The 17265-nt window shown below is 67.6% G+C and carries 12 protein-coding genes and 3 riboswitches; of the genes, 3 read left to right on the top strand and 9 right to left on the bottom strand.

Features of this window, described 5'->3' with window-relative positions; translation table 11 throughout:
* The first annotated feature begins 50 nt into the window (after positions 1 to 50).
* Together ACX9NE_RS21130 and gcvP are read left to right on the top strand one after the other, a co-directional pair.
* Positions 51 to 671 (top strand): MerR family transcriptional regulator, encoded by a 621-nt coding sequence (locus tag ACX9NE_RS21130; RefSeq protein WP_459364111.1) that lies wholly within the window; start codon positions 51 to 53, stop codon positions 669 to 671.
* 30 nt (positions 672 to 701) lie between these two features.
* A riboswitch (glycine riboswitch) is annotated at positions 702 to 799 on the top strand.
* Positions 800 to 917, top strand: a riboswitch (glycine riboswitch).
* A gap of 36 nt (positions 918 to 953) precedes the next feature.
* Positions 954 to 3779: an aminomethyl-transferring glycine dehydrogenase gene (gene gcvP, locus ACX9NE_RS21125; RefSeq protein ID WP_459364110.1), complete on the top strand. Its 2826-nt coding sequence runs from the start codon at positions 954 to 956 to the stop codon at positions 3777 to 3779.
* A gap of 1 nt (position 3780) precedes the next feature.
* On the opposite strand, the gene ACX9NE_RS21120 is transcribed toward gcvP, so the two are convergent.
* From ACX9NE_RS21120 to ACX9NE_RS21080, 9 genes are all read right to left on the bottom strand, one after another.
* Positions 3781 to 4635, bottom strand: a complete 855-nt coding sequence (locus ACX9NE_RS21120) for a haloalkane dehalogenase (protein WP_459364109.1) — start codon at positions 4633 to 4635, stop codon at positions 3781 to 3783.
* Positions 4636 to 4645: 10 nt separating this feature from the next.
* Entirely contained in the window at positions 4646 to 6682 is a 2037-nt protein-coding gene (locus tag ACX9NE_RS21115) for a substrate-binding domain-containing protein (RefSeq protein ID WP_459364108.1), read from the bottom strand.
* Positions 6683 to 6741: 59 nt separating this feature from the next.
* The gene (locus ACX9NE_RS21110; protein ID WP_459364124.1) at positions 6742 to 8937 is read right to left on the bottom strand and encodes a malate synthase G; all 2196 of its coding nucleotides are present in this window, start codon (positions 8935 to 8937) and stop codon (positions 6742 to 6744) included.
* A 294-nt stretch (positions 8938 to 9231) separates the two neighbouring features.
* A complete protein-coding gene (locus tag ACX9NE_RS21105; RefSeq protein WP_459364107.1) occupies positions 9232 to 10284 on the bottom strand; it encodes a hemolysin family protein in 1053 nt (350 codons plus the stop codon).
* Entirely contained in the window at positions 10281 to 11636 is a 1356-nt protein-coding gene (locus tag ACX9NE_RS21100) for a hemolysin family protein (protein WP_459364106.1), read from the bottom strand. The genes ACX9NE_RS21105 and ACX9NE_RS21100 overlap by 4 nt, the downstream gene beginning before the upstream one ends.
* Positions 11637 to 11643: 7 nt before the next feature.
* The gene (locus ACX9NE_RS21095) at positions 11644 to 13080 is read right to left on the bottom strand and encodes a GuaB1 family IMP dehydrogenase-related protein (protein ID WP_459364105.1); all 1437 of its coding nucleotides are present in this window, start codon (positions 13078 to 13080) and stop codon (positions 11644 to 11646) included.
* Between the two features lie 9 nt (positions 13081 to 13089).
* Positions 13090 to 14547: an NADP-dependent phosphogluconate dehydrogenase gene (gndA, locus tag ACX9NE_RS21090; RefSeq protein ID WP_459364104.1), complete on the bottom strand. Its 1458-nt coding sequence runs from the start codon at positions 14545 to 14547 to the stop codon at positions 13090 to 13092.
* 94 nt (positions 14548 to 14641) lie between these two features.
* A complete protein-coding gene (locus ACX9NE_RS21085; protein ID WP_459364103.1) occupies positions 14642 to 15592 on the bottom strand; it encodes a M56 family metallopeptidase in 951 nt (316 codons plus the stop codon).
* A gap of 14 nt (positions 15593 to 15606) precedes the next feature.
* Positions 15607 to 16023, bottom strand: coding sequence for a BlaI/MecI/CopY family transcriptional regulator (locus ACX9NE_RS21080; RefSeq protein ID WP_459364102.1), 417 nt, complete (start codon positions 16021 to 16023; stop codon positions 15607 to 15609).
* Between the two features lie 334 nt (positions 16024 to 16357).
* Here ACX9NE_RS21080 and ACX9NE_RS21075 point away from each other — a divergent pair, with 334 nt between their 5' ends.
* On the top strand, positions 16358 to 16762 hold the full coding sequence (locus ACX9NE_RS21075; protein WP_459364101.1) for a PaaI family thioesterase: 405 nt from the start codon (positions 16358 to 16360) through the stop codon (positions 16760 to 16762).
* A gap of 429 nt (positions 16763 to 17191) precedes the next feature.
* Positions 17192 to 17254: riboswitch (guanidine-III (ykkC-III) riboswitch) on the bottom strand.
* Positions 17255 to 17265 lie beyond the last annotated feature (11 nt).

Raw genomic sequence — 17265 nt, 5'->3', positions numbered from 1 at the left:
AGCCAGTGCCGCAGCTATTGACACCAGCGCGATCGGCGAGAGGACGCACCGTGAGCGAGCAGCCACGCCAAGGCCAGTTGGATCTTGCCGACCCCCCGGCCACCGCGCCGCAGACCACAAACGCCACCGAAACGGTACAGCCGGGACTGTTCCCGGACGACTCCGTGCCCGACGAGCTGGTGGGCTACCGCGGTCCCAGCGCATGCCAGATCGCCGGGATCACCTACCGCCAGCTGGATTATTGGGCCCGTACCTCGCTAGTGGTGCCCTCGATCCGCAGCGCGGCCGGATCGGGCAGCCAACGGCTCTACTCGTTCAAGGACATCCTGGTTCTCAAGATCGTCAAACGGCTTCTGGACACCGGCATCTCGTTGCACAACATCCGGGTCGCGGTCGACCACCTGCGTCAGCGCGGTGTGCAGGACCTGGCCAACATCACGCTGTTCTCCGACGGCACCAGCGTCTACGAATGCACCTCGGCAGAAGAAGTTGTCGACCTGCTGCAGGGCGGCCAGGGTGTGTTCGGTATCGCCGTGTCCGGCGCCATGCGCGAGCTGACCGGCGTCATCGCCGACTTCCCCGGTGAGCGGGCCGACGGCGGCGAGTCGATCGCCGCGCCCGAAGACGAGCTGGCCTCCCGCCGTAAGCACCGCGACCGCAAGATCGGTTAGCGACCCGGCGGCGTAAACTGGTGGCCGCATCGCCCTCGCGCGGGAGAGTTCTGTGGCCGCCAGCTACAGACGCCGAAGGAGCAATACCTCTCCGTCAACCTCTCAGGCACCCGGACCGCGCGAGACAACGATGCCTCTGGAAAGCGGTGGCGACCCTCTGGTGTCGTCGCCCGCCGATGGGGAAAGGCGCTCGCCGCGCCGAATCTCTCAGGCGCCCGCCGCACGGGTGAAGACAGAGGGAGAGGGCCCTGTCCTTTGTGGCCCTATGTCAGGAGAAACAGCGTGTCCGACCAATCCACGTTCGCCGACCGGCACATCGGTGTGGACAGCGCCGCCGTCGCAACCATGCTTGCCGTCATCGGCGTCGACTCGCTCGACGAACTGGCCGCCAAGGCCGTCCCGAGCGGCATCCTCGACAAGCTGACCGGCAGCGGTCTCGCACCGGGCCTGGACGTACTTCTCCCGGCCGCCAGCGAGGCCGAAGCGCTGGCCGAACTGCGGGCTCTGGCGGACAGCAACACCGTCGCGGTGTCGATGATCGGCCAGGGTTACTACGACACCCTCACTCCGCCAGTGCTGCTGCGCAACATCATGGAAAACCCGGCCTGGTACACCGCCTACACGCCGTATCAGCCTGAGATCAGCCAGGGCCGGCTGGAAGCGCTGCTGAATTTCCAGACCATGGTCACCGACCTGACCGGCCTGGAGATCGCTAACGCGTCGATGCTCGACGAAGGTACCGCGGCAGCCGAGGCCATGACGCTGATGCACCGCGCCTACCGCGGTTCGGCCAACCGGCTGGCCGTCGATGTCGACGTGTTCGCCCAGACCGCCGCGATCCTGGCCACCCGGGCCAAGCCGCTGGGCATCGAGATCGTCACCGCCGACCTCCGTGACGGCCTTCCCGACGGGGAGTTCTTCGGGGTGATCGCTCAGCTTCCCGGTGCCAGCGGGCGTATTCAGGATTGGAGCGCGCTGGTCGCGCAGGCGCACGGCCGCGGCGCGGCGGTGGCCATCGGAGCCGACCTACTCGCCCTGACGTTGCTGACGCCACCCGGCGAGATCGGCGCCGACGTCGCATTCGGCACCACCCAACGGTTCGGTGTGCCAATGGGATTCGGCGGGCCGCATGCCGGGTACCTGGCGGTGCACACCAAGCACGCGCGCCAGCTGCCCGGACGGCTGGTGGGAGTGTCGGTGGACACTGACGGCACGGCCGCCTACCGGCTGGCCCTGCAGACCCGCGAACAGCACATCCGCCGGGACAAGGCGACCAGCAACATCTGCACCGCCCAGGTGCTGCTCGCGGTGATGGCCGCCATGTACGCCAGCTACCACGGCGCCGACGGCCTGCGGGCGATCGCGCGCCGGGTGCATTCGCACGCCGAGACCATCGCCGGCGCGTTGGGCGAGGCTCTGGTGCACGACGCCTTCTTCGACACGGTGCTGGCGCGCGTGCCCGGCCGGGCCGAGGCCGTGGTGGCCGCGGCCAAGGCCCACGGAATCAACCTGTGGCCGGTGGACGCCGACCATGTGTCGGTGGCATGCGACGAAGCCACCACCGACGCCCATGTCGCGGCGGTGCTGGAGGCGTTCGGCGTGACCACTGCCGAGCCATCTAGCGTCGACATCGCAACGCGCACTTCGGAATTCCTCACCCACCCGGCGTTCCACCAGTACCGCAGCGAGACCTCGATGATGCGCTACCTCCGCCTGCTGGCGGACAAGGACATCGCGCTGGACCGCAGCATGATCCCGCTGGGTTCCTGCACCATGAAACTCAACGCGGCGGCGGAGATGGAAGCGATCACCTGGCCGGAGTTCGGACGGCAGCATCCGTTCGCCCCGGCGTCCGACACCCCGGGATTGCGCCGATTGATCGCTGATCTGGAGAATTGGCTGGTCGCGATCACCGGCTACGACGCCGTTTCACTGCAGCCCAACGCGGGGTCCCAGGGCGAGTACGCGGGCCTGCTGGCGATCCACGAATACCACGCCAGCCGCGGCGAACCGCACCGCGACATCTGCCTGATCCCCTCCAGCGCGCACGGCACCAATGCGGCCTCGGCCGCGCTGGCCGGCATGCGGGTGGTGGTCGTCGGCTGCCTGGACAACGGCGACGTCGACCTGGAGGACTTGCGGGCCAAGGTCAGCGAACACCGAGACCGGCTGTCGACCCTGATGATCACCTACCCGTCCACCCACGGTGTCTACGAGCACGATATCGCCGACATCTGCGCCGCCGTGCACGACGCCGGCGGCCAGGTGTACGTCGACGGCGCCAACCTCAACGCACTGGTGGGCCTGGCCCGGCCGGGCAGGTTCGGCGGCGACGTCAGCCACCTGAACCTGCACAAGACGTTCTGCATCCCGCACGGCGGCGGCGGTCCCGGAGTGGGCCCGGTGGCGGTGCGCTCGCACCTGGCGGAGTTTCTGCCCGGGCACCCGTACGCGCCGGGACTTGCGCAGGGACATCCGGTGTCGTCCGCGCCTTACGGGTCGGCGTCGATCCTGCCGATCAGCTGGGCCTACATCAGAATGATGGGCGGCGACGGACTGCGGGCCGCCTCGCTGACCGCGATCGCATCGGCGAACTACATCGCGCGGCGCCTCGACGAGTACTTCCCGGTGCTCTACACCGGCGAGAACGGCATGGTTGCCCACGAGTGCATCCTCGATCTGAGAGGTATCACCAAAGCCACCGGCGTGACTGTGGATGACGTGGCAAAACGGTTGGCGGACTATGGCTTTCACGCACCGACCATGAGCTTCCCGGTGGCCGGCACGCTGATGGTGGAGCCCACCGAAAGCGAGAGCCTGGCCGAGGTGGACGCGTTCTGCGAGGCGATGATCGGCATCCGCGGCGAGATCGATCGCGTCGGGTCCGGGCAGTGGCCGGTGGACGACAACCCACTGCGTGGCGCCCCCCACACCGCCGAGTGCCTGGTGGCCTCCGACTGGAATCACCCGTACACGCGGGAGGAGGCCGCCTACCCCCTGGGTACCGCGTTCCGGCCCAAGGTGTGGCCGCCCGTGCGGCGGATTGACGGAGCCTACGGCGACCGCAACCTGGTCTGCTCGTGCCCGCCGGTCGAGGCGTTCGCCTAGGTCAGCCGAAGCGGTCGAGGATCGCCGCCACTATCTCGCCGGGGGCGTCCTCCTGGATGAAGTGCTTGGCGGTAGGCAGCTCGACCAACACGTGATCGGGGAAGGCCGCCCGCATGTGCGGCAGCGACGGCCCCGGTCGGAACGCGAAATCTTTCATGCCCCAGACGAACAGCGCCGGTTTGGTTCCGAGCCTGGCCGGCACTTCCCGGCCGAGCCGCTCCAGTAGGGGACGGGCAGCCAGGATCTGCTTCGGCATCTCCGCTACGCCCTTGCGCGATTGCGCGTCCGGCTGCACCGCCCGGTAGTGCTCCATCACGGCCGGGCTGAGCCGGCGCGTCGTCCCAGCCGGAATCATCTGCTCGACAAAGAAATTGCGGTGCAGGATCGCGTATTGCATTGGCGGACTGGACATCACCCGGCTGAAGATCTTGGTGGTGAGCACGTCAGTGGGCCAGAACCAGGTGTTGCCCAACACGACCCCGCGAACCCGCTCGGCACGCTCGACGGCAACCGCCATGCTGACCGGTCCTCCCCAGTCCTGTCCCATGGTGAGGAATTCGTCCAGAGCGAGGTGGTCGACGAATTCGCCCACCACGCTCGCGTGCTCGTCGATCTTGTAGCCGAAACCCGGCGGACGCTCGGACAAGCCGAAGCCCAGGTAATCCGGCGCGATGCAGCGGAACCGGTCTCGCAGACCCACAATGATGTCGCGGTACAGGAAACTCCAGGTGGGGTTGCCGTGGCAGAACAGGATCGGCGGCCCGTCCCCCTCGTCGATGTAGTGCATGCGACCGCGCGAGCTGTCGAACCAGCGCGACTCGAAAGGGTACAGCTCGGGATCCGGCGTGAATTTCATCGGGGTTGCCTCAGCTCAGGAAGTTGTTCACCGCGGTGGCGAGGTCGGGGGTGGCGGAGGTCGACAGGTTCTGGTAGCCGCCGCCGCTGAGCCGGGCCACGGCTTCCCAGGTGGCCCGGTCCGGGTCACCACCGAAGTCGATGATGTTGACCGCGATGGGTTTGGCCGGGTCGTTGCTGTTCTTGATGAAGTCCTGGAGTCCGTTGCCGTCCAGGGTCTGGTCGGTGTGCGGCCCCGCGGTGATCACGAGAATCGAGTTCTCTTGCCCCGCACGATAATTGGCCTGCATCTCCTGGTAGATCATGCGCAGCGTGGTGAACGACACCGACCCGCCGCCCGACGAATACTGCCTGTCCAGCGCCGCGGTGAGCGCCGCCGACCGCGGCTGGCCGTTCACCTGGTCGGCCAGCGGCCCGGTGGGCACCTCGGCGCGGCCTTCATGACCGTCGAATGTCCACAGCCCGATGACAGCGCTGGGCGGTAACGACTTGATCCGTCCGTCGAGCGCCACGATCACATTGGCCAGCCGGGTCTTGCCCCCGCCGTCGTCGGTGGGCAACGACTGATCGAGCATGATCGTCGCGGCGACACCGGTCGACGGCGTGGCCATGGTGTCGGCCAGGGTGGCGCGCAGGGCGTCGTCGCCGACCGACAGGGTGGACGACACCGCCGCGAACCTGGTCACGGGGCTGCTCGGCGGCTTGATCCCATTCACCCTGAAGCCCGCCTTGGCCAACTTCGCGAGTTGCTCGGGGGTGTGCATATACCGGGCGAAGGCGCTGGCGGCGGTGGTCTGTTCCTGTTTCAGCCATGAGCCACTCAGCAGCACCGTGGGGTAGTCGGCCACCGCGACCGGCCCGGGCGGAGTCCACGACCCCAGCTTGTCCTTGGCGTCGGAGAGCGACTGGCCGCGCGCAAACAGCTGCTGCTCGGTCGTGATCACCGCATGTACGGGTGCCGCCGCCACCTCCTCAGCGTTGGTGCCGGGCTTGAGCAGTGCGTTCATTGCCTCGTTGAGGGAGTCATCGGCCAGCTTGGGTTGCGCACCGACCAGGGTGCGAACCGCGCCGGTACCGGCCGTCGGCGGGGCTCCCGCCGGGGCCGACGCCGCCGCGATCGCCTCGCCGGCCAAAAACGACGCGTCGCCGTTGCCCGCGACCGGCACGGACAGCCGCAGCGATCCCCAGTTCCCCAGCGACGTCGGGTTGGTCTGCAGGCCGGGCAAGGCGGCCCAGTTCTGCTTGGACAGCACCTGGCCGAACTCCGGCCGGATGGCCAGCAACACCGGCGAGGTCACCAGCGACCGGCTGTCGCTGATGGTCTGCTTGCCGGCCGCACCGGCCAACCGCGCGGCCGAGATCGAACTGCCCGGTATCCACAGACCCGGCTGGCCGCCCAGATCGGCCGGCCATTTGCCGATGAAGCCACTGATCACGGCGTCGGAATCGGCCGCCTTCACCGTCACATCGACGCAACGGTCACCGATCGGGCCCGCCTGCTTGTTGTAGCTGTCGGCGAGCTCCTTGACCTGACTGGCGATCGAGGGGTCGGCGAGGACCGCGACCGCGTCCTTGCCTCCCACGCAATTCGCGGCGGCGGAATGGGAGCGGTGTGACAACGCGTCGCCGAAGAACTGCCACACAATGACTCCGGCGACCACCACGACGACGGTGACCAGCGCGACAATCACCCCGATGCTGACACCGCGCCTGCCACCCGCACTGCGGTGACCGCCCTGCCAGTCGCGCAGTCCACGATGGCTGGCCCGAAACGGCGGCGGGGGAGTTGCCGCCGGCGGCTCCTCGACCGCCGGATCGGCAGCGGGCCGCTCAGCTTCGTCGGGACGAAACCCGAAGTCGGGATAGTCGTCGGCGTCGGGCTCCGGATAGCGCTCGCCGAACCGGCCACCGTCCCAGTCGCCGAAAGGAGGCTCAGTGGCGGGCGGCTCGACGGACGCCTCCGGGTACCCGGCTTCCTGGTAGTCGGACGGCTCGGGTTCGCGATCGGGCAGGGAATCCCCGGGGTCGGGCTTGCTGTGCCTACCCATTCCGGTGTCTGCGTCCTCTCCCTTGAATCGTGCGCGGGTAGCCCCCGGTCAGGAGCAGATCATGCACCAGCGCGTGCCTTGAACTCCCGACGACGGCGGTGCAGGATCGGCTCGGTGTAGCCGTTGGGCTGCTGGCCGCCGGACAGGATCAGCTCCTGGGCAGCCAGGAAAGCGATGCTGTCGTCGAAGTTGGGCGCCATCGGCCGGTAGGCCGGGTCGCCCTCGTTCTGCTTGTCCACCAGCGGCGCCATCCGTTCCAGGCTGGCCCGGACGTCCTCACTGGTGATCACACCGTGGCGCAGCCAGTTGGCCAGCAACTGACTGGAGATGCGCAGCGTGGCACGGTCTTCCATGAGCGCCACGTTGTGGATGTCGGGCACCTTGGAACAACCGACGCCCTGTTCGACCCAACGCACCACGTAGCCCAGAATCGACTGGCAGTTATTGTCGACCTCCTCTCGGATCTCCTCCGGCGCCCAGGCCAGTTCTTTGGCCAGCGGGATCGTCAACAACTCATCAAGGGTGGTCCGCTTCTTGCCCGCGAGCTCGTCCTGGACGGCCGCGACGTCCACCTGGTGGTAGTGCATCGCGTGCAGCGTCGCCGCAGTGGGCGACGGCACCCACGCCGTGGTGGCGCCGGCCTTGGGCTGGCCGATCTTCTGCTCGACCATGTCGGCCATCAACTCCGTCATGGCCCACATGCCCTTGCCGATCTGCGCCCTGCCCTTGAAGCCCGCGGCCAGACCGGTGTCGACGTTGGCGTCCTCGTAGGCCTTGATCCAGGTGCTGTTCTTCATCGCGCCCTTGCGGATCATTGGACCGGCTTCCATCGAAGTGTGGATCTCGTCGCCGGTGCGGTCCAAGAAACCGGTGTTGATGAACACGACACGGTCCGCGGCGGCTTTGATGCACGCCTTGAGGTTGACAGTGGTACGCCGCTCCTCGTCCATGATGCCCACCTTGAGCGTGGCCTGCGGCAATCCGAGCACGTCTTCGACGCGGCTGAACAATTCGCAGGTGAACGCAACCTCGTCGGGACCGTGCATCTTCGGCTTGACGATGTACACCGAACCGGTGCGGCTGTTCTGCAGCGGACCGTTCTCGCCGCCACTGCGCAGTCCGTGGATAGCGATGAGCCCGGTGAACAGGGCGTCCTGGATGCCCTCGGGGACCTCTTCTTCGTCGTTGCCGACGACCCTGACGATGGCGTCGTTGGTCATCAGGTGTCCGACGTTGCGCACGAATAGCAGGCTGCGGCCGGGAAGTGTCAGCTCCCCACCGTCCGGGGTGGTGTAGGTCCGGTCCGGGTTGAGTACGCGGGTGAAGGTCTTGCCGTCCTTGCTGACCTCTTCGGCCAGGTCTCCGCGGTTCAGTCCGAGCCAGTTGCGGTATCCGAGCACCTTGTCGTCGGCGTCGACCGCCGTCACCGAGTCCTCGAAGTCCATGATCGTGGTGATGGCGGACTCCAGGATCACGTCTTTGATGCCGGCGGCATCGGTCTGGCCGATCGGCGACTGCGGATCGATCAGGATCTCGATGTGCAGGCCGTTGTTGACCAGCAGCACCGACCAGCTCGGCGAACCGAGCTCGCCGGAATACCCGACGAACTTCTCCGGGCTGGCCAGGCCGGTCGATTCGGATCCGAGCGCGATGCGCAGCTGGCCGTCCTCGATGCTCAGGCCCGCCGCGTCGGCCCAGGAGCCCGATGCCAGCGGCACGGCGCCGTCGAGGAACCTGCGGGCGTAGGCGATGACCTTGTCGCCGCGCACCTTGTTGTAGCCCGAGCCCTTATCGGCCCCGTCTTTTTCGGAGATAACGTCGGTGCCGTAGAGCGCGTCATACAGTGAGCCCCAGCGCGCGTTGGCGGCGTTCAGCGCGAATCGGGCATTGAGCACTGGCACCACCAGCTGTGGGCCTGCGGTGGTGGTGATCTCGTCGTCGACGCCGGAGGTGGTGATGGTGAAATCGTCCGGTTCGGGCCGTAGGTAGCCGATCTCGGTGAGGAACCCCCGGTAGGCATCCTGGTCGACCGGTGCGATGACCCGCTGCTTGTGCCACTTGTCGATCTGGGCCTGCAGCTCGTCGCGGGTCGCCAGCAGTTCCTGATTGCGCGGGGTCAGGTCGGTGACCACCTTGTCGACGCCCGCCCAGAAGCTGTCCGGATCGATACCGGTGCCGGGCAGGGCCTCGTTGTTCACGAAGTCATAAAGCACCCGAGCCACGCGCAAATTGCCTTCAGGCACCCGATCAGTCACCCGATCAGTCATTGTTCTCCTCCGTAATGGCCTTACCGGCCCCTCACCAGCCTCGCCGAACCCCGTCCAGACCCGTCGACAGCTACCGACAGACTACCGAGAGGTAGCCCGACCAGCCCCGACGAGCCTAGCCCGGCCGACCGGCAAGGCCAGGTCACGGCGCGCTGACTGCTTCGCCCGCAGCAACGCCGCGGGCCGGGTGAAACGCTTTCTGGCAACGCGAATACGTGGGATTTCGTTCCCGCCAGCACTTGTCTGGTACCCACGGTCGCTCAGATCATACGGTCTTGCCCGTCACTCGCGGGTCGCGCCGTCGCGCATGCTGCCGACCAGGTCCTCCACCAGATCCTCCAGCGCCACCAGCGCGACCACCGCGCCGTCATCGCCGGTCACCAGAGCCAGGTGGCTGTTGCTGCGCCGCATCCGCGACAGCGCGTCGGGCAACCCCAGCGACTGCGGGATCGTCGGCAACGGACGCACCAGCGCCCGGTCGAGCACCGTGCGCGGATCATCACCGACCGCCAGCACGTCTTTGATGTGCAGATAGCCGATGTAGTTGCCGTCCCGGTCCACCACCGGGAACCGGGAGTAACCGGTCTCGGCCAGCGACTGTTCAACCGCGCCGATCGTGGGCCCGGAGCCCGGGCCCGCCACCGATACCGCGTGGACACTGGCCAGCGGCACCGCGACATCGCCGACCACCCGGGTGCGCACCCGCAGCGCGCGGGTCAGCCGGACGTGCTCCTCCTGGTCGAGGAGGCCTTCGGAGAGCGATTCGGCGATCATCTCCGAGAGTTCGACCGTGGACACCGTCATGTCGAGCTCGTCCTTGGGCCGCACACCCAGCAGCCGCAGGATCGCGTTTGCGCACTTGTTGTAGAAGACGATGACCGGGCGGGCGGCGCGCACGTAAGGCAGATACGCGGGCACCAGCAGCATCGCCGTGCGTTCCGGACCGGCCAGCGCAATGTTCTTGGGCACCATCTCGCCCAGCAAGACATGCAGCGTCACCACCAGGGCCAGCGCGATGACGAAGGCCAGCGTGTGCAGCAGCGCGGGGTGCATGCCGGTCAGCTCGAACAGCGAACCCAGCAGCGCTGCCACCGCCGGCTCGGCGATGCGGCCGAGCAGCAGCGACGCCACCGTCACACCCAATTGCGCACCGGCCAGCATCGCCGGCAGCTGTTCTCCGGCCCGGATGACGGTGATCGCACTGGCTCGGCCCTGCTCGGCGAGCGCTTCCAGCCGGTCCCGACGAGCTGAGATCATGGCGAACTCCGCGGCCACGAAAAAGGCGTTCAGTGCGATCAGTGCGACGGCCAGCAGTACCGCCACCACCGGGTTCATCGGCCGTCCCGGTCCGAGCGGGGCAACTCGGTCAGTTCCAGCAGGTCAATCCGGCGCCCGTCCATCTGAACCACCTTGGCCTGCCAGCTCATGGTCTCGTCGGGCAGGCCGTCGGGGTTCAACGCCGGCAGCTCGACCGTTTCGCCGGCCGCCGGGATGTGTCCGAGCTGGCGCAACACCAGGCCACCGATCGTCTCGTAGGGTCCTTCGGGCGCCCGGTAACCGATGGCGGTCTCCACCTCGTCGATGCGCAGAAGACCGGAGATCCGCCAGCCGTTGCCGTGGGACACCACGTCCGGTGTGGCGTCGTCGTGCTCGTCGCGGACGTCGCCGACAATCTCCTCGATCAGGTCTTCGACGGTCACCATGCCGGCCGTGCCGCCGTACTCGTCCACCACCATCGCGGTTTGCAATGAGTTGGCGCGAAGCTGAGCCATCACCGCGTCGCCGTCCAGCGTCGACGGGACCACCGCGACCGGTTTCACCACCGTGCGCAGCAGTGTTCTCGCCCGGTCCGCCGCCGGAACCGTGAAAGCCTGCTTGACGTGCACAATGCCGACGGTCTCGTCCAGGTCACCCTGTACGACCGGGAAGCGCGAGAAACCCGTCGCCGCGACCGCGTGCACCAGGTCGACGACGGTGTCGTCGACCTGCAGCGCGACGATCTTGGACCGGGGCGTCATCAGCTCTTCGGCGGTCAGCGTGCCGAACTGCAGGGAGCGGTGCATCAGCGAGGCGGTGACGTCGTCCAGCGAGCCGCGCCGCGCCGACGTGCGCACCAGAGACACCAATTCCTGCGGTGTGCGCGCCGATCGCAGCTCCTCGGCCGGTTCGATGCCGAGCCGACGCACGAGCCAGTTCGCGGCCCCGTTGGTCATCCGGATCGCGGGGGTGAACAGCACCGAGAACAAATACTGTGGCAGCACCACGGCCCGGGCGGTCCGCAGCGGTCGGGCGACACCCAGATACTTGGGGACCAGCTCGCCGAACACCATCGACACCGACGTCACCACCACCAGCGCGAGCACGGTGGTGATGGTGTCGGCCAGCTTGTCGGACACGCCGAGCGCGTCAAGCCACGGATGCGGCAGCGCCGCTACCAGCGGCTCGGTCAGGTATCCGGTGGCCAGCGTGGTGATCGAGATTCCCAGTTGCGCACCCGACAGCTGGAACGACAGCCTGCGGTGGGCCCGGAGGATGAAGCGGTCGCGAGCGTGCCCGGCGCGGGCGTTGGCCTCCACAGTGCTGCGGTCCAGTGCCGTCAGCGAGAACTCGGCAGCGACGAAGATCGCAGTGCCGAATGTCAGCGCCAGAATGATCAGCACGCTGAGCAGGGTGCCGGAATGATTCATGAGCCTTTCACCAGCCGGTGGGCAAGGGATGCCCTTCGGCGAAGCCGGCGGCCGATTGCACCCCGACCACCGCCCGCTCGTACAGCTCTTCGAGGTTGGCGGCACCCACGTATGTGCAGGTACTGCGCACTCCGGAGGTGATGTGGTCGATCAGGTCCTCGACGCCACCGCGGTCGGGGTCCAGCCCCATCCGCGATGTCGAGATACCCTCCTCGAACAGCGCCTTGCGGGCGCGGTCGAAAAGGCTCTCCGCACCGGAGCGGGCGACCACCGCCCGCTTGGACGCCATGCCGTAGCTCTCCTTGAACGGCTGGTTGTCGCGGTCGCGCATCAGGTCGCCCGGGGACTCGTAGGTGCCGGCGAACCAGGACCCGATCATCACGTTCGACGCACCGGCCGCCAGCGCCAACGCGACGTCGCGCGGGTGGCGAATGCCGCCGTCCGCCCACACGTGAGCACCCAGTTCCCTTGCCGCAGAGGCACATTCGACGACCGCAGAGAATTGCGGACGTCCCACCCCGGTCATCATCCGGGTGGTGCACATCGCGCCGGGTCCGACGCCCACCTTGACAATGCCGGCGCCGGCCTCGATCAGCTCCCGGGTGGCCTGCCCGGACACCACGTTTCCGGCCACCAGCGGCAGGCCCAGGTCCAGCGAGGCGACCATCCTGATCGCGTCCAGCGTCTTGACCTGGTGTCCGTGGGCGGTGTCGATGACCAGCACGTCGACCCCGACCTCGGCCAGCGCCTGGGCCTTGGACGCCACCTCGCCGTTGATGCCGACCGCCGCTCCCACCCGCAGCCGGCCCGCGCGGTCGAGCGCCGGGCTGTAGATGCCGGTGCGGACGGCGCCGGTGCGGGTCAGCACCCCGGCCAGCGTCGCGTCGGTATGAGTCAGCACCGCCACGTCGAGGGGCGCGTGTTCGAGCAGATCGAAGATCTTGCGCGGGTCGGTCCCCGCGGGTGCGGTGACGAAGTCGGTGACGGCGAGGTCGCGCACCCGGGTGAACCGGTCGACCCCGACACAGGCCGATTCCCGGACCAGCCCGATGGGGCGGCCTTCGAAGACGACCACCGCGACTCCGTGCGCGCGCTTGTGGATCAGCGCAATCGCGTCCGACACCGAATCGTCGGGCGCCAGCGTCACCGGGGTGTCGAGCACCAGGTCGCGGCTCTTGACGAACTCCACCGTCTGCTGCACGGCGGGGATGGGCAGGTCCTGCGGGACGATCACGATGCCACCGCGGCGGGCCACTGTCTCGGCCATCCGCTTGCCGGCCACCGCGGTCATGTTGGCGACGACGACCGGGATGGTGGTCCCGGAGCCGTCGACGGTGGACAGGTCGACGTCGAACCGCGACGCGACATCGGACCGGTTCGGCACGATGAACACGTCGTTGTAGGTGAGGTCGAAAGCCGGGCGGTGCCCGTCAAGAAACTTCATCGTCGCTCGCTAAGCAGTGACTTCGCTTCGGTCTCCGCTCCACAGGGTGTGGAACTTCTTTCCCGGCTCCTCGTCGATCCGCCCGTAGGTGTGCGCACCAAAGAAATCACGCAGACCCTGGGTGAGGGCGGCTGGGAGCCGCTCGGTCCGCAGCCCGTCGTAGTAGGACAACGCCGACGAGAACCCGGGGATGGGGATACCCAACTGCGTGGCCGTCACCACCACCCGGCGCCAACTATCGATGGCCGCCTCAATCGCGCTGCGGAAATAGGGCGCCACGATCAGCGTCGGCAGGTCCGGGTCGTCGTCGTAGGCCTCCTTGATCCGGTTGAGGAACTTGGCGCGGATGATGCAGCCGCCGCGCCAGATGGTCGCGAGGTCGCCGGGTGTGACCCCCCAGTCGTATTCGGCACTGCCCGCCTGGATCTGGTTGAAGCCCTGCGCGTAGGCGATGATCTTCGACGCGTACAGGGCCTGCCGCACATCCTCGGTGAATTGAGCAGCATCGCTTGGCCTTTCCCCCAGATTACCGGAGGCCAAGCCGGTCGTCGCCTTGCGCTGGGCCACCGAACCCGACAGGGCGCGCGCGAACACGGCCTCGGCGATGCCGGTGACCGGTACGCCCAGGTCCAGCGCCGACTTCACCGTCCAGCGGCCCGTGCCCTTCTGCTCGGCCTCGTCGACGATGACGTCGACGAGCGGCTTGCCGGTCCTGGCGTCGGTCTGGCGCAGCACCTGCGCGGTGATCTCGACCAGAAAGCTGTCCAGGTCGCCTTTGTTCCATTCGTCGAACACGTCGGCGATCTCGCCGGCGGTTTTGCCCAGCCCGTCGCGCAGCAATTGGTAGGCCTCGCCGATCAACTGCATGTCGGAGTACTCGATGCCGTTGTGCACCATCTTGACGAAGTGCCCGGCACCGTCAGGACCGATGTGCGTGCAGCAGGGCACGCCGTCCACGTGCGCCGAGATCTCTTCGAGAAGCGGGCCCAGCGACTCGTAGGACTCCGCGGGGCCGCCCGGCATGATCGACGGCCCGTTCAGGGCGCCCTCCTCACCGCCGGAGATGCCGGCGCCGACGAAGTGCAGCCCGCGCTCGCGGATCGCCTTCTCCCGGCGGATGGTGTCGGTGTAGAGCGCGTTGCCGCCGTCGATGATGATGTCGCCTTCTTCCATGGCGTCGGCGAGTTCGTTGATGACGGCGTCGGTGGGGTCGCCGGCCTTGACCATGATGATGACCCGGCGCGGCTTTTCCAGTGCGGCAAGGAATTCCGGGATCGTCTCACTGCGCACGAAGTTGCCGTCGGAGCCGTGCTCTCGCAGCAGAGCATCGGTCTTGGCCACCGACCGGTTGTGCAGCGCCACGGTATATCCGTGCCGGGCGAAGTTCCGGGCAAGGTTCGAACCCATCACGGCCAGGCCGGTGACCCCGATCTGGGCGGTCGCAGTCTTCGAATCCGACGAACTCATGTCTCGCCTCTCAGTCGGGCCCAGCAGTAGCGGAAACTTGGGAAATACTGTCGCACAACGGCCGCGCCAGCATTCCACGGCGCTCGGCTCGGCGTCAGGCGGTGACCAATCGGTGCAACTCCGTGAGCCACGGTACGGCCAGCGCGATGGTGGGCACCACCAGCACCGCCGCCGCCGTCAGGTAGGCAGCGGCGGACAGCAGCGGGCTGTTGCCCCGGCCGGACAGCCGACGGACCCTTACCACGGTGCTGGGCCCTCCGGCGGCCAGGGCCCCCGACGGTGCGCGGCCGGAGGCGCAGGCCACCAGCGCCCGGGCCAGGGGAGTACGTCCCACCGTGCGTACCGCGGCGTCGTCGGCCAGCAATTCCACCAGCAGCTGTACCGCGCCCAGCGCATTGGCGCTGCGGACCAGCCGCGGGAACGCCGCATGGACGGCGGTGAACGCTTCCAGCACCAGGTCGTGGCGAGCCCGCAGGTGAGCCCGCTCATGGGAGAGGATCGCGGTGACTTCGGTGTCGGCGAGCGTGGCCAGCACCCCTTCGCTGACCACGACCCTGCTTCGCACTCCGGGCAGGCAGTAGGCGAGGGGCTGCTTGACGTCAAGTACCCGCAGGTCACGGGTCCCGGCGCAGGGCTGGCAGAGCGCGGCATCGTGACCGACCCCGACCAGGTCGACGACCATGCGAAGGTGCGCGCGGCGCCGCCGGGTTGCGATGGCCACTCGCACGACGGCGACCATCAGGCGCACACCGACAAGCACGGTCAGCGCGAAGACCGCGACATATGCCGTCCACAGCGGCCAGCCCAGGCGGCCCGCGGCGTCAATGATTCCGGCTGTGGGGCGCCCGTCCGGACCGGGCATCAGCAGCCGGCTCGCGATGGCGATACCGGCGCTGAAGGTCGAGAGGACCGCGGCCAGGGCGACCGCCTGCCACAGCACCATCGCAGCCCGGGGGGCGCGCAACGGCCACTTGGCACGTGCCAGCGCTGCCGGTGCCGGGCCAGCCAGCAGCACCGCAAGGATGGTGAAGGCCAGCGCGGACACGCTGTCAGTCTCCCTCAGTCGTCGGTCGCAGGTCCAGCCGATGGCGAATTGCGTTGATTGGCTTCCAGTTCGGCGAGCGCGCGGCGCAGTGCATCGGCCTCGTCAGCACCGACCCGCTCGACGAAGTGCACCAGCGCCGCATGGCGGCTGCCGGAATCCTCGGCCTGGGCCAGCGCGTCGACCATCAGCCCGGCGACCAGTTCGTCGCGGCCGTGCACCGGCGCGTAGCGGTGTGCCCGGTCATCCCGTAGCTGGGACACCAGGTTCTTCTTCGCCAACCGCTGCAACACGGTCATGACGGTCGTATAGGCCAGGTCGCGGTGCGCCGACAACGCCTCGTGGACCTGGCGAACAGTCTGAGGTTCCGGCATGGACCACAAGTGGTCCATCACCGCGCGTTCTAAATCCCCCAGCCGCGTCAGCTTGGCCATAGTTCATCTCCTGAGCGTTGAAATCAGCGTACTCCGGCTTACTACTGACTGTCGTACCCATCGGGTGGTTCTCCCACCCAGATAGTCACGCACCCCGAGCAGAACGGCGTCGCGTCGGTCGTCACACACACTTCCCTGACCCGTTGTCGACTCTACGCAATCAGTTCTTGCGAAATTAGGACAGCCTTGCCTATGCTGAGTCGGGTCGAGCGAAGAAACGGCTGTGGAGGTGTCCTGAGGGCTGCAGTGACCCCCGGCCTACTCGATCGGCGAGCCCCGTGCCCCGCGCACGGGGCTCGCCTGCTTTTGTCAGCGCATGGTGTAGACACAAGACGTGTCGTCAGCGCCCGACCCGGAATTCGTTGCCCCGTTCGACAGTGAACTCGGTCTGCAATTCACCGAACTGACGCCCGACGGCGCCCGCGCGCAGCTCGAAGTCAAGCCGAAGCTGCTACAGCCGATGGGCCTGGTGCACGGCGGGGTGTACTGCTCGATGGTCGAGAGTATGGCCAGCGTGGCGGCTTATACCTGGCTCGCCGCCAACGGTGGCGGAAACGTGGTCGGGGTCAACAACAACACCGACTTCCTGCGCGCGATCACATCGGGGACGGTGTACGGCAGGGCCGAGCCGGTGCACCGCGGGCAGCGTCAGCAGCTGTGGCTGGTCACCATCACCGACGACGACGACCGAGTGGTGGCACGGGGCCAGGTGCGGCTGCAGAACCTCGAGGCTCGGTAGTACCTCGACACTTACTCCAGCGCTGCGGCATAGCGTCCGCGTAGAGCGCTTCGCTTTTGGAGTGTGCCCGGGTGACCGCCATGTAGATGAGCCCGAACCCGATCACCAGGCCCGCCGAAGTGACCGTTCTTATTTCACAGCTTCAGCGCTCAGGGCAACCGACTCGTCGGATGCGCGAAGAGATCGATCGTTGCCTCTTACACGGGTTGGAGGCCGCACCGACGATCAACGACCGCACCCTGTCGACGTTCGCGCGCGGCGAGCTGCACTTCGCCGGGGAGCGCGGAACGTTCCTCGAGGCGCCGCTCCTGGAATACGTGAACGACGTCGCAGACGCCCGGTTCGGAATGTCGGCCTGTCCAGCGAACGGATTGAAAACCACCGGCATTCAAGTGGTGGTTCGCGTGAGCCGGCGCGCCAGGCATCCAGTACTCACCGTCTTGTCGCTGTCCGGGTACGGCGAACTCGTCCGGGCGGCCCCCGTGGCTCGCCTCCGTCAAAGT

Source organism: Mycobacterium sp. ML4 (assembly GCF_054515735.1).
The sequence above is the reverse complement of the archived record's forward strand: the minus strand, read 5'-3'. Positions and strand labels throughout refer to the sequence as shown.